This window comes from Blautia sp. NSJ-175 (assembly GCF_022867815.1).
Classification (GTDB): Bacteria; Bacillota; Clostridia; order Lachnospirales; family Lachnospiraceae; genus Blautia; species Blautia celeris.
On sequence record NZ_JALIFQ010000005.1, the window covers coordinates 207,779 to 222,792 of the forward strand.

Sequence of the window (15,014 nt, forward strand, 5' to 3'; positions counted from 1 at the left end):
TTGCTGAGATTGAGATTCTAATATATTATACTTAATATGCGCCCATTAGACAAGAAGAGATATTTTTGAGAATCGTACTTCCCTCAGCATTGCCGGAACCGGCCGCTGCAAAAAAAAGCCTGCAAAGCAGTTCGCTTTACAGACCTATTTTTATTTTTCACTATCTGTTGTTTTCAAAAAACGTTCCTCATATTCCTTCATAGGCATAGGTTTACTGAATAGGAATCCCTGGACCGAATCCACGCCGCAGGAGCGCAGTGTCATAAACTGTTCCTCTGTCTCAATGCCCTCCGCAACCATATGGACACCAAGGTCATGGCAGACACCGGAAATGAGGCCCACAATGGTTTTGGTTTTCGGATTGACGGCTATATTGTCGATCATACTCTTATCCAGCTTGAGCACGTCAAAGTCAATCTCAGACAAAAGGGCAAGGTTGGCATACTCTGTGCCGAAATCATCAATGGCAACCGCAAATCCCGCATTGTGCAGATTTATGATCAAAGACTTAATATCAAGCCCCTCCACATCATGTATCTTCTCGGTAACTTCTATCTCCAGATACTCCGGTGAGATGTCATATTTTGTACAGATGCCTGTCAGATGCTCCACAAAGGAAGACTGTATCAGGGATGAGATGGAAAAGTTTACAGACACCGGAAATGCCTGTTTTCCCTGATTGATCCAGTCTTTCAGTTTTACACAGACAAATTCAAACACATAGAAATCGATCAGGCTGATAGACTCATTTTCCTCCAGCAGCGGCAGAAAATTCCCGGGAAGCATCAGGGTATCGGATTTGGAGCGGTATCGGATCAAAGCCTCCGCGCCCACGGCCATACGGTCTGATGAGGAAACCTTTGGCTGGAGATATACCTCGAACCGGTTTTGCTGTATCTCCTCCATCAGAATACCGGGATCTGCAAGATGAAGGACTTCATCGCTGTGATGCCGGTAACGCTGTGAGACAGGATTCTGCCGGTAAAATTCCTTCTTATCCTCATACATTCTGGCATCCGCTTCCGCAATGATCTCTTTTAAGCTGCTGACCGTTTCTGTCCACCGGGAACCAATGGCCGCCCGGTAATGCGGTTCTTTCTGGAACTGTGCCCTCAGTTCACGAAGCTTGCTGTGGAAGACATCCTTCTCTATCCCCGGGCAGATGATCACAAACTCATCACCGCCGATGCGGTAAAAATCAGCGCCTTCAAATACCTGCTTCATCCGTCTGGCACACTCGACCAGTACCGTATCCCCAAACTCATGCCCGTACTGGTCATTGATGTCCTTTAATCCGTTCACATCCAGGTACACGATCCCTGCCGGGCTGTCCGTGTGTGTCATGGCATTGGTATCCTCAATGTAACGGTTTCTGTTGTAAAAAGAAGTGAGCGTATCAAAATAACTCAGCCGCGAAAGCTCCTTCTGGCTCTGCGCATTACTGCGCGCAAGCAGCAGAAAATAGCACAGGGTCTGCAGCTGTGATGCAATACTGACAATCTGCCCTGCCGGCGGATTGTCAACGACCAGACAGCCAAGCAGTGTCCCGCCCTTTTCAAGGGGCGCTGCCACCAAACTGGTGATCGCATGTTCCCGCAAAAGCCTGTATTCTGCCGTATTCGTATCCCCAAGCTGATTCACGTTTTGGATAATGACACATTCCTTCCTGTTAAAATAAGGGATCCAGCGTTCAATCAGGGAAACCGGAATCCCCTGCAGCCGCTCCCTATGGGAAATGATTCCATCCGCACACCATTCCAAACGGGCATACATCCTATCCTCTTTGATATCTATAATATAGACACGGTCCGCATGCAGAAAACTTCCGAACTTCTCCAGAACCTGTGCTGAAGTTTTAATGATATCCTTCTGCTGATACAGCATGCTCACGCAGTCTGTCACCAGTTTCTCCGCCTCCAGGGTAAATTTCAAAAACAGCTTTTCCTGTTCCGCCTTGGTGGTATCAAAGGCGATCTCCATTCTGGCAGGCCGCCCGTTCCATTCCAGCAGACGGTCCTTCAGAATATAGTGGCGCCCGGTTATGGGGTTGTCATGCTCCCATGTATAATTTTCACCTTCCCTCAGGATCGGTGTGGTGCAGAATTCACAGGGTGCGTCCTTTCCCTGGAGGACACGGTAACATTTCTTCCCTTCCAGGGAATCCACATGAAAGATTTCCATGCCGGCCTGGTTTAAAAACAACAGATCATAATTTTCAATGTCTGTAATGTACATGAGCTCAGAAATGTCATTCATGGGTGCCTGCAGATTCTCCTCCTGCCTGGAGAGCTGTTCTTTCTTTTTCCGGTTTTCATCCTCTGCTTTCTCAAGCTCCCTCTGGCGCTCTGCCTGCCTTGCGTTATATATATAGATCAAAATGACAAGAATGATAAATGCAAAGTTCAGGATCAGCAGGCTCACTGCAGCGGATCGGACTCTTTTTTCGGAATACTGTTCAGCCGCCGCCACAGTCCTGTCCGCCAGTGCAAAGAATGTCTCGCTGTCATCAAAGAGAATTTCAGCACCCTCTCCGGCCCGGACAAGGTAAATCTCTTCTTTCAGGTCTTTCCACTCTCTCTGCATTTCAACGATCAGCTCCTGAAATGCATCACTGTTCAGGCGTGTGAGTCCCACATCCCCCTCCCCTGTCTGCAGTTCTTTTAAGATACCATCAATTTTTTCCACCAGGGAATCATTTTGCTGACCGTTCAGTTCCTGCTTAACCAGGCGCTGGGTAGCCCCCCGCACAACACCTGCATAGTTGATCACTTTCGCATTTCCCTGAAGATTGTAAATGTAAAAGAAAGAAACCAAACTGGATATCAGCAGCGCTATTGTTAAAATGATAGGAAATATTTTCTTTTGCATAGAACTCCCCCTTATATCCCGTATCTGTTTCGATTCCGGTCCTGTGCCAGACAATTCTGCATGCAAAGCTGCAGGGATATAAAAACCACTTTCATTCCTCCCGGAAAGAAAATTTAGAATAAAAGAATTTCATTCTGTTCTCTATAAATATCTGCCACTGTTCCGCAAACGCATCAAAGTCATCCGTCCGCAGATCTTTTTCCTGGCGGTCGATAAACCCGGTATAATCCGCGTCAAGCTGTCCGGTTCCCATCAGTACCGCGGATAAAATATAGCCCCATGTGTTCAGCTCCCTGAGTTTATCATAGCATTCCCGGATGATCGCAGAGGGACATTCCGCGGAGATAAAGCTCAGAAGCACATCAATGAAAAGAATACTGCTGGTTTTTCCGCGCAGTTTTGTGATTGACTGCAGGAATTCCTCCCTCTTTCTTTTCGTGACGGATTCCATGGTAAAGAGTGTCACGCTGCGGACTGTCATAGCCAAAATCTGCATGCCTTCTCCGTGAAGCCGCATATTTTCACGGATCTCCGATATCTTCATAACCTCCATACCCACAGGTTCCAGGCAGACCTTTGTCCCGATTCCCATATAGGTTCTGGTCACACCCAGAGAATGGAGTACATCCAGTGTTCGCCGGACTGTGCTTAAAGATACCTGGTACTGCTCCGCCATTTTGGGCAGGGAGGGCAGATAGCTGCCGACTGGATAACGCTCCCATAAAATTTCACGGATGATCACAGACGCCAGCGTATACCGCACCTGGGGCCGCCGACGGTAAATCGTCCACGAAAATGGAATCTGCCTGAGGTTTTCCAAATGATATGCTTCACCGGCATGTGCGATGAAATCCAGCACTTCATTCTGTATACTGTCAAAATAGTCATCAAACTCTGACTTCAGCCCCTGCATATTTGTCTCCGGCAAAGTTTCGCCTGCGGCTAAAACCGGTATATCCGTATCTCTTTTCGGATATAGAAAATTGAGATAGCGCAGGCACTGCCAGTAAAGATTTAAAAGCAGATCATTGTGAAAAGTGCGCAGAACCTCAAAATACAGCTTTACAGGTATGGGAACTGTTTGGTCCATAACTGTATCATGGTTCTCATTTAAATTTCCCCGGATATCCGTTTCCAGATTATGCACCCCAATCTTCCACATCGGGAAAAACAAAAGTTCACCTGCATATTCAAAATCCAGGATTCCCTCTTTGCGGGGCACAAAATATTTTGCGGCATTCTCCCTGAAGGTTTCTTCGGTTCCCTGATATACCACCCTTGCCACTTTCCGCTCTTCGGTTTCTATATAACCGTTTTTTTCCAGTTTATCCAGTGCCATCTGAATCGTATTACGCCCCAGCCGAAAAGAGGCACAGATTTTCGGCACTGACAACAACTGTTCCCCATATCTGTATACGCCAAAGAGGATACGGGATTCATAATATTCATAGATCAGTTCGTTAAGTCCGCTGTTTTTTTTCATTCCTGTCCTCCCTGTAAACATTAACCCTGTTCATGTTAGGTAATACCCTGATTGTAACACTATTTACATTGCCACGCAATAAATTGCATACATTTCTTCGTTAAAATTCATAATTACAGAAAAAAAAGACAACCACCCGTAAACGAGGATTGTCTTAAGTCCAAAAGCCTTACAGGACCGCCAGCATAACCGTCCCCGCAGTGATCAGCACCACACCTGCCCCTGCCTTTTTTGAAAGTTTTTCATGGAACACGATCCGGGAAAAAGCGATCGTCACAAGGATACTCAGCTTGTCAATGGGAACCACCACACTTGCCGCCCCATCCTGCAAAGCCCGGTAATAGCACAGCCAGGACGCCCCTGTAGCAAGCCCGGACAACACAATAAAGAAAAGTTCATTCCTCCGTATCTTCCTAATCTCATGCTGTCTTCCTGTGACAAAGACCATGATCCAGGCCATAAAAAGGACAACTGTTGTCCTGATCGCCGTTCCCAGGTTGGAGTCCACGCCTGTGATCCCTATTTTTCCCAGAATGGCTGTCAGACTTGCAAACACAGCCGACAGAGAAGCAAATACGATCCAGCTTCCGCCACCCCGTCCGCTGCCGTCCGCTGCCTCTTTTTTTGAGATCATCAGCATGGTCCCTGCGCCGATCAAAAAAACAGCAGCTATTTTTGCAGGCGTCACCCCCTCATGAAGGAAAATGAATGCCAGCAGTATGGTAAGGACTGTGCTGGACTTATCAATGGGGACCACTTTATTGATATCCCCTGTCTGCAGGGCGCGGAAATAGCAGAGCCAGGATGCCCCTGTAGCAAGCCCGGACAGTATAAGAAACAGCATGGTCTTCCCGGTGATCTGTCCGATTCCCGCCCATGCGTCTGTCAAAAATACCATAAGCCAGGAGAATATCAGTACCACAACGGTTCTTATAGCTGTCGCCACATTAGAATCCGTCTCCCGGATACCGCATTTTGCCAGAATCGATGTGATTCCCGCAAAAAATGAAGACCCTACTGCATATACTATCCACATGATCTCTGCACCTCTCTGTCCGTATCAAATATTTCAACCATTTCATTCGATTCCGTTGATTTTATTCCTAATTATTACCATAACAGGTGTACAGCGCTCTGTAAAGGCATAGATATAATATATTTTTATATAGAGGAAGGGACCCGGCTGTCAGCCAGCCAGGCCCCGTTATGATGAAGTTTTTGTTCTTCACAAGTATCATTTTAGTACAGTTTTTCATGAAAAACTATCCGATTCCTGCCTTAATTTAGCAATATCCTGCCATCTGCGGCGATACTCCGTGGGGGTACATCCGGTATAACCGCGGAAGACTTTTCCGAAATAGCTGCTGCTTCCCAGACCGCAGGCATGGCTGACTGCTGTGATGGTATCCCTGCCTTTTGCCAGCATCTTACAGGCCATCTGCAGACGAAAGTTCTGCAGATACTCCACAGGCGACATATGAAGGCAGTCCCGGAAGACACGGTAGCACTCCCGTTCACTGGAAAAGGCAGCCGCCGCCAGCTCTGCCACCGTAATCTTTTCCGGGTAGTGCTCATGGATATAGATCATCATCATTTTAATCTTGTCATCCGAGCTTCCGGCCTCTCTTTCTTCCTGCAGAAGCGGGGCAGATACTGACAGGAGCCTGACCCATATGTCTGAGAGCACTTCGCGCAGTTTGATCTCATATGCCCACTCCTGTTCCGAGAGGGAAAACGAGCGGCGAAGCAGCGCGAGAACCTCTTCCTGCGCCGGGTCTCCGGGATAGAATGCCATGATCTCCAACTGGGAGGCCGCCACAACAGGAAGGACAAATTTCTTCTCTATCCTGCTCCCCGGTTCCCCGGCGATGAAAGAAGGGTCGAAAATATGGATGAGCTGTACATTCCGCTCTCCTTCTGACCCGGCTCTCGTCATGTGCAGCACATTGGAGTTCACCATTCCTCCGGAACCGGCAGGAAACACGGTCTTCCCTTTGGGTGTATTGTATTCCAGCACACCGCTTTCCACGTAAAACAATTCCACGGTCTTGTGCCAATGCCAGGGCACAAAACGTCCTATGTATTTGTCCAGCTCCGCCCGGGAGGCAATGTAAGGAAAATCAGGAGCAAACCCCGGAAGTCTCTCTTCCTTGCTCCCTGAACGAAATTCTATGTTCGTTATATCCTTCACCTCTGCATCACCTCCTCGTTCGCAAAACGGTCCGCAGGAATCTTCCTGCGAACCGTGTCACTGATTTATTTACCATTTGGGTGCTGTAATTCAGCCTTACATGCTGCCGCCTACGGATCCCTCCCAGGTATCCACCTCTTTTGCCTTTTTCTCTTCCTCGTCGAACCAGTGGGTGGTGACTGCTTTTATCTCGGTAAAGAAGCGAACACCGTCCTTGCCCAGACAGTGCAGGTCGCCGAAAAAGCTGTCCTTATGGCCGCTGAAGGAGAAGATGCCCGCCGGAACCGGGATTCCCACATTGATTCCCACCATTCCGCCGTCTGTGCGGCGCGCAAACTCCCTGCTGTAATAACCGCTCTGGGTATAAATAACACTTCCGTTGGCAAACGGATTGCGGTTCATCATTTCCAGGCCCTCTTCAAAATCTTTGCAGCGCTTCACAGCCAGAACCGGTCCGAAGATTTCCTGCCGGCCGATCGCCATATCCTCTGTCACATGGTCAAATATGGTGGGGCCTAAGTAGAATCCGTTCTCATAGCCGGGCACTTTGATGCCGCGTCCGTCCAGGACCAGTTCTGCACCCTCTTCCACACCTTTTTCAATCCATTTCTCTACCTTTGCTTTATGGGCAGCGTCCACCACCGGACCCAAATCCGTTGTCTTATCATAGGCAGGGCCTACTTTCAGTTCACCTGCGAATTTTATAAGCAGCTCTACCAGCTTGTCCGCTATGCTTTCCTGGGCAACCACCACGGGAAGGGCCATACAGCGCTCTCCGGCACAGCCAAAAGCGGAATTGATGATTCCTCTTGCGGTGCGCTCAAGAGCCGCGTCTTCCAGCACCAGGGCATGGTTCTTTGCCTCTGTCTGGGCCTGGACGCGTTTGCCATTGGCAGCCGCAATGCCGTAGATATGTTTTCCCACACCTGTGGTTCCTACAAAGCAGATTCCCTTCACATCAGGATGGGTCAAAAACTGCTCGGATTCCTGTCTGGTACAGGTGACAATATTAAGCACACCATCCGGAAGTCCTGCCTCCTGCCAAAGCTCTGCGCAGCGCAGCGCGGTCAGCGGTGTTTTGGAAGCCGCTTTGATGACAATGGTATTGCCGGTAGCGATACAGATCGGCGTCATCCAGCCCATGGGAATCATACCCGGGAAATTAAAGGGAGCGATTCCCGCAAATACGCCCAGAGGCTCCCGGTAGCTGACGGTGTCATATCCCTTGGAGGTATCCATCATGGATTCTCCCATCATGAGCGTCGGCGTTCCGCAGGCCAGTTCCACAGGTTCCTTCACCTTGGCAATATCACCGGCAGACTCCTTCCAGTTCTTTCCGTGCTCTCTCGCACAGCACTCTGTCAGCTCATCCCAGTGCTGATCCAGCAGATCCCGGAATTTGTAGAGTACCTGTACTCTTTTCATCACCGGGGTATCACGCCAGGCCGGAAATGCCTTTTTCGCGCATTCTATGGCATATGCCACTTCCTCTGTGGTACAGCTTGGTATTTCTGCCTGCACCTCACCGGTACTTGGATTATACACTGGCGTGTATTTGCCTGATTTCGTATCCAGCCACTGTCCCCCTGCCAGGTATTTCATTCTTTTCACTTCGCCCATTTCTTACCTCCTTGTTCTGGTTTATCTGTCAGCATAGTTCTCTTTCAGGATAGTTCTATTATAAAAGATTGCCTTCGTCAGTTCAACTCATTTCTCTTGTGATCAGGCATTTTTTTTGTGCAGAACTCACAGGCCCTGCTGTATCTGCCCGCAATTTACGTCAGCGGTAAAAGGTACTGTCTGTCACGGAATATATCCCTCTGGGCGTGATCCGAATCTCCGGAATGACCGGAAGCGCCATAAAGGACAGGGCAATAAAGGGATCCATTCCCCCCGGCACACCCATTTCATGGGCTTTCCGGATCATCCTCTCCAGCTTTTCATTGGCCTTTACAAATCCCATGTCCGTCATCAGCCCCATGATGGGAAGCTCCAGTGTCTCATAGACCTGATGCTTCTCTATAAGGGTATACCCGCCCTGCGTCCGGATCAGTTCCCTGACAGCCAGCTCCATATCTTCATCATTATCCCCGATCACGATGATGTTATGGGAATCATGGGAGACACTGGATGCTGCGGCTCCGCATCTGAGCCCGAAGCCCTTTACAAAGCCCACACCTGTCATTCCCGTTCCTCTGTGTCTTTCAACCACAGCGATTTTCTGCAGGATGCCGTTTCCCTCCAGATCATCCTGGCAGATATCTGTTACTGTGACGTCTCTTGTGGTGATCTGCCCTTCCTCCATCCGGATGACATGGCAGGGGAAGGAACCGGTGTATTTCAGTTTTTCTTTTATAAAGCCTTTTACATGCACAGTGTTTTTCAGCTCTTTTGAGCAGGAGTGGACCGGACAGGCATTTTCTGCTTCCACCTTTTGTCCTTTAAAATAGACTTCCAGGACATTGACCCCCTTAAGGTCCTCCAACACCAGAAGGTCTGCCTGAAAGCCCGGGGCCACTGCTCCCAGACGCTGCAGTCCGTAGCACCTGGCTGGCTGGATCGTGGCCATCCGGATGGCGCGGATAGGAGAGATGCCGAGGGCAATGGCCTTTCTCACATTGTAATTGATATGTCCTTCCCTCCTGATATCCTCTATATGCTTATCATCCGTACAGAAACAGAAGCCTTCTGTGCTCATATGGTTCTCCACAATCCCCTGAACAATGTCCTGCAGATTTCTGGCGGCACTGCCCTCACGGATGTGAACCGTCATTCCGTTTCTTTGCTCTCTCACCGCATAGGCGTATGCGGAGCACTCGTGATCTGTGGAAATGCCCGCCATAACGTATGCCTGCAGGTCCGGCTCTTCAAGAAACGGCGCGTGTCCGTCCCGCACTTTCCCGTCAAACAGACACAGTTTTTCGTGCATATGGGGGCTTCCCTCCACCACGGAGATGTAGTCCATGACCTCCCCCAGTCCCAGGATCCGTTTGTTCTTGAGATAGGGCTTCATCATTTCCGCTGTGATCGTACACGCATTGTCATCAATCCCCGTAGCCGGTACGCAGGACGGCATCATGACAAAGACATTGGCGGATACCTCCTCTGTCTCCCTTAATATATAGTCGATTCCGGCCAGACCGGCCACATTGGCAGACTCATGAGGGTCCACAATAAAGGAAGTCGTTCCGCACAGGGCGGCCTGGGAGATCAGTTCCTTCGGCGTCACCAGCGTAGATTCCAGATGCAGGTGGCTGTCAATGAACCCTGGGCATACATATTTTCCCTCCAGATCCGTCTCACGGATTCCTTCGTATGTGCCGATCCCGGCGATCATACCGTCCGCCACAGCGATATCCCCCTCAAGGATCTCCTCTGTAAAAACATTGACAATCTTTGCATTCTTCAGGACAAAATCTGCTTTTTTCAGTCCGCGGGCAATATCAGAACACTTTTGATATCTTTCTAATTTCACACTATCATCTCCTATATTCCACTCATCAGAAACGGGAAAAACCAAATTGGATGCCTTTTTGTCGGCATGGTCAGAATTATCCGCGTTGGATATGATCTGCTGTGAGATCTCGTGGATGCCGGAAGCAACCGTTGATATTTTCCTTTGCTTGTTCCGAAATCTTCTGCATAAATCAAACCCCGTAATCTTTATTTATTCCCCGGCAGTCTGCCCTGCCAGCAGTCCTGTCAGCGTATCCCGCAGTATCTTCACATCAATAGGCTTTGCCACATGGGCATTCATTCCCGCTTCCAAAGCCTCCTGCACATCCTCCGCAAAGGCATTGGCTGTCATAGCTATGATCGGAATGGTTCCCGCGTCCTCTTTCGCCATTCTGCGGATGGCACGGGCCGCGTCGTATCCATTCATCCGCGGCATACGGATATCCATCAGGACAGCGTCATAGGTCCCCGGCTCTGCCCGCTGAAATTCTTCGACTGCCTGTATGCCGTCTGTCATCACCACGGATCTTGCCCCGTACATTTTCAGCAGCTCACACAGAATTTCTGAATTGATGGCGTTGTCCTCCGCCACCAGGAAACAGCGGCCTGTTAATATCTGAGCGTCATCCTGTCTCTCAGGCTCCCCGTCCCCATCCTGTTTTACTGCCGCCTCGCCCTGCATGGTCTCACAGATGATCTCCACACAGAATACACTGCCCTCATTTTGTCTGCTCTTTACCCATATCTTACCGTCCATGAGATCCACAAGACCTTTCGTGATACTAAGACCCAGCCCGGTGCCCTCAATCCCCACTGTATTGGTATTTCTGGAAAATGGCTCAAAGATATGCTCCACAAACTCCTCCGTCATGCCGATGCCGGTATCGCTGATGGTAAACCGGTAGCATACCTGACCATCCTTACAGCCCCGGTCCGTCTCCTCCGCCAGGAATTCCACTCTGCCTCCCTTAGGCGTAAACTTAATGGCATTGCTCAGAATATTGATCAGAATCTGGTTTATGCGCAGCTTATCCCCATAGAAATTCTGGTGGCGGATTTCCCTGGCTTCCATGGAAAAGGCAAGGCCGTTTACCTCCGCCTGAGGTTCCATCATAGCCGACAATTCCTTCAGCATTTCCGGCATAGAGATCTGCATCCGGTTGAGCATGATCTTGGAGCGCTCTATTTTGCTCATATCCAGTATATCATTGATGAGACTGAGCAGGTATTTGGAGGAGGAGGAAATCTTCTGCAGGCAGTCCTTCACCCGTTCTTTTTCATCCAGATTGGCCAAGGCCAGGGAGGTCATGCCGATCACAGCGTTCATAGGTGTCCTGATATCATGGCTCATGGAGGAAAGAAATTCGCTTTTTGCCCGGTTCGCCTTCTCCGCAAGGGCCAGTGCTTCCTGCAGGGCATCCTTTGCCTCACGCTCCGCAGCCAGCATATCTGTCACATCCGCGCGCACCATGCAGACCCTCCGGTGTCCCCTGTCTCCCCACAGCACATTCACCTGCTTGTACCGCAGCCCGTTCTCTGACTGGTACGGAAGTACAAAATCATACCCCGAAGGTTTTTCTTCCAGCCGCTTCATCATATTGCCCAGATCAAAGTACTGTTCATTCTCCTCCTCAATATGACTGGTGATATAAAAGTCCGTAATATTCTTCACCAGCTCCCTGTATCCCTCCAAAATATAGGGTGACAGGTTCTCCAGCACGGTCTGCCGGGTGTACATGGTCACACGGCCGTCGTTTACGTCAATAAAAGCCATAAGCTCAAAGGTATAAGCCACCACATTCAGCATACTCTGCTGCTCCCGCACAGAATCCGTGATGTCTGTTCTTGCCAGACACACACGCCCAAGTCTCAGATCAACAGCCGATACCGTCATGTTTTTTGTGAGCACATCCCCCTTCTCGTCTGTGATGGAATAATGGAAGGAATAGCTGTTCTCCCTTTTCAGATGCTCCATCATATATGCGCCGGCAAGCATTTTGGTGACATGTTCTTTATCCCTGGGCACTATGCCCATACAATACTTCTCCATGATCCACTGGGAATAACATCCCCGGTGGTTTACATCCTCTCCCGCGGTCCCGCTGCCGGTCAGGACAGTATAGCTGTCCTTCAGCACATCCACATCAACGACCAAGTCATAGCTGGTAACAGACAACTGCCTCAGTATCCGTTCGGATATGGCCTGCTCCGTAATATCCGTCACGGTCAGGATTCCTGTTACGCCGCCTGTATCCGGTGTTTCCACCAGGTTCACCTTGAACTGTACATACCGCCCGTTCTTTTCTTTCGGCAGTTTCACATAGCACTCCCGGATCTGCTCTGTATCTCCCTTTTTGAACGCGGCAAGTGTGGGTGCATTGAGATAGGTATCCAGAAAGAGCTGCTTTTCATCCGGGTCTGTCACCAGTTCCGCAATTCCGGCAAAGAACTCCTCCCGCACACTTCCAAATGTTTTTAAAAGGTCTGAATCCGTATAATCGAGAATCTCCAATATCCTGTTCTGTGTTATATTGCAGTGTCCCACGATCAGAGCGTTTGGCCCCGGTGTACGGTAATGCTGCAGGATCAGGTCATTATACTGCTTCCGTATCTGTGCCTTCTCCTCCCGCTCTTTTGTCATATCATGAAATCCGGCATAGATGCGTTTTTCTCCGTTGGCGCTCTTGACCAGGGACAGGGTATTCTTCACCCATACATAATTCCCGCCGCCTGTTTTTAAACGGTACACGATCTCACAGGGACCATCCCCTGCAGCCATATACTCCTCCATCCGCCGATTCACAAATGCCCTGTCATCAGGGTGCACACCGGCCATGGCATCCTTTTTGTAGATCGCCCAGGCCTCCTCCTTGGTCATCTTTGTCATCTCAGCAAAGCCTTCCGACAGAAATTCCGGTATCATTCTGCCGTCCGGCTCATACCTTACCACTGCTACGCCTCCGGGCAGGTATTTCAGCACATTCTGGAAATACTGCTCCAGCCTCTCTTTCTCACTCTGGGTCCTCATTTCCTCTGTAACATCTCTCACGTACTTGATATACGCCGGGATGCCGTTCCAGTCTGTCTCCCGGAAACGGATACTGTAACAGCGGTCATTCTCCGGGTCCATCATGCGGTGTTCTTCCCCGTCCGGCCGATGCTCTTTCTGGGTACAGAACTCACAGGGCCTGTCTTTTCCGTACATGGCTTTGTAGCATTTCTGTCCCAGACATTTTTTTCCTTTCTGAAACAGAAGCTTGGACTCATTGGCATAGAGCAAGTCATAATTGTCCTTTCCAATCACATAGATTCCGTCTGCCGTATCATTGGCAATGCTCTGGAACAGTCTCGCCTCCGCAGACATGCCGGTGAACACGGCGTAGAACCGCATAGATTCTGAGCAGGCGTCCATTCTCCTGCCTCTTAAATGGACCCAGACAAGTCCCCCGTCTCTGTGCCTGATCCGGTAAGACACATCCAGCACCTTGCCGGTTTCCAGGGAAACCCGCATGACTGACAGCACACGATCCCTGTCCGGCTCATGGATCAGCCGGAACGCGTCATACTGTTCCAGCTCCCCTCTGGTATGGCCTGAGAGTGTCATAACACCGTCTGATATAAAAATCGGAGTGATACGTTCCCCCTCGATACGATAGCTGGCGATTCCTCCCGGAATGGAGTTCACCAGATGGTCCATCTCAAGCTGTGTCTCCTTCAGATCAGATATGTTGTGGAACACACAGTGGAGGAGCGGACAGCCCTTATCTTCCCCGATCCATTTTACATGAGCACGCACCCAGACAATATGTCCGTCTCTGTGCTGCTTGCGGAACTCAAATACCAGCACTTTATGGGTGCGAATGACCTCCTGTACCTTCTCGATGACCATCTCTGTATCTTCCCAGTATGTCATCTCCACAGCGTCCCGCTTAACAAGCTCGCGGTATTCCTCTACCGTATACCCGGAAAGCTCCGGAACACCGTCTGAAAAATAGATTGTCTCGAAGATATCAGATATTCTGTAAATGGCTACGCCGCCGGAAATGGCATTGACAATATCCTGTACCTTATCCTTTTCCGCTATCAGCTCCTTTTCCATCTGCACCTGTCCGCTCACATCTCTGTAGACTGCATAGAGCAGCTTTGTCCTGTCCGTCTGGGATTTTACAGATGCCTGCAGATGGATCCAGCCGTATTCCGCCTTCCTGTCGTTCCAGACCCGGTAAGTGTGCTCCATGGTACCGCTGTCCTTGATCGTTTTCTGGATCTTTTCCCGGAGGGCACCGCAGTCGTCAGGGTGCACTCCCATGTATTCCGTCTTTTCCTCCACATTTCTGATGTGTTCTTCCGAATACCCCATGATCTCATAGAAAGCAGGGTTGTGGAAGACAGACCGAATCCCGGTTCCGTCATAGCGGTATACACAAAGCCCGCAGGGGATACTGCTGAATGTGTCCTGAAGCTCTTTTTTCAGGATAGCTGACTGCTCTTCTTCCCGTTTTCTGTCCGTGATGTCCTGTATATATTCAATATGCGCGGCATTCCCGTTCCAGTCTATGATCTTGCCGCTGAGCTGATAGATTCTGCCATTGGCAGGATGGCGGTATTCGCGGAACAGCAGTTCAGGTCCGCTGATCTCCTCCCTGCGGCAAAACGCGCACGGCCTGTCAAAACCGGCCACCTGATAACAATACTTTTCCTCCGGATCCGCACCCGGCATAAACGTCTCCCATGCCAGCCGGTTGGCGTACAGTATCTCGTATGTATCCGCTGAACTGACACAGACCGCTATCGGTGCATTGTCCATCAGTGCTTTCACCTGATCCGCCAAAAGAGAAACTTCCCGTATCATGACTTACCCTCCCTTACACAATTCTCCATAAAAACACTTTCCGTAATTTTGATTAAGGTGTAAGGGAAAAACAACATTAGAGATTTAAAACAAGATATGTCGACAAAAGCAGGAAAATAAATGCGGACCAGCAAAAAACATCGGGTGTTTTTTGACTGATCCTC

Annotated in this window: 7 protein-coding genes; all 7 read right to left on the minus strand. The window is 49.6% G+C overall.

What is annotated here, in order from left to right:
• Window positions 1-150: 150 nt before the first annotated feature.
• The 7 genes from MUB35_RS10190 to MUB35_RS10220 all read right to left on the minus strand — a co-directional run bounded on the left by MUB35_RS10190 (window position 151) and on the right by MUB35_RS10220 (window position 14,850).
• Window positions 151-2,868: an EAL domain-containing protein gene (locus tag MUB35_RS10190; protein ID WP_033141904.1), complete on the minus strand. Its 2,718-nt coding sequence runs from the start codon at window positions 2,866-2,868 to the stop codon at window positions 151-153.
• Window positions 2,869-2,959: 91 nt separating this feature from the next.
• On the minus strand, window positions 2,960-4,351 hold the full coding sequence (locus MUB35_RS10195; protein WP_244806143.1) for a GntR family transcriptional regulator: 1,392 nt from the start codon (window positions 4,349-4,351) through the stop codon (window positions 2,960-2,962).
• 169 nt (window positions 4,352-4,520) lie between these two features.
• Window positions 4,521-5,387: an EamA family transporter gene (locus MUB35_RS10200; RefSeq protein WP_103732248.1), complete on the minus strand. Its 867-nt coding sequence runs from the start codon at window positions 5,385-5,387 to the stop codon at window positions 4,521-4,523.
• A 216-nt stretch (window positions 5,388-5,603) separates the two neighbouring features.
• A complete protein-coding gene (locus MUB35_RS10205; RefSeq protein ID WP_033141901.1) occupies window positions 5,604-6,542 on the minus strand; it encodes an AraC family transcriptional regulator in 939 nt (312 codons plus the stop codon).
• A 96-nt stretch (window positions 6,543-6,638) separates the two neighbouring features.
• A complete protein-coding gene (locus tag MUB35_RS10210; protein ID WP_033141900.1) occupies window positions 6,639-8,162 on the minus strand; it encodes a CoA-acylating methylmalonate-semialdehyde dehydrogenase in 1,524 nt (507 codons plus the stop codon).
• A 160-nt stretch (window positions 8,163-8,322) separates the two neighbouring features.
• On the minus strand, window positions 8,323-10,017 hold the full coding sequence (ade, locus tag MUB35_RS10215) for an adenine deaminase (protein ID WP_244806144.1): 1,695 nt from the start codon (window positions 10,015-10,017) through the stop codon (window positions 8,323-8,325).
• Window positions 10,018-10,209: 192 nt separating this feature from the next.
• Window positions 10,210-14,850 (minus strand): hybrid sensor histidine kinase/response regulator, encoded by a 4,641-nt coding sequence (locus tag MUB35_RS10220; protein ID WP_244806145.1) that lies wholly within the window; start codon window positions 14,848-14,850, stop codon window positions 10,210-10,212.
• Window positions 14,851-15,014: the final 164 nt, after the last annotated feature.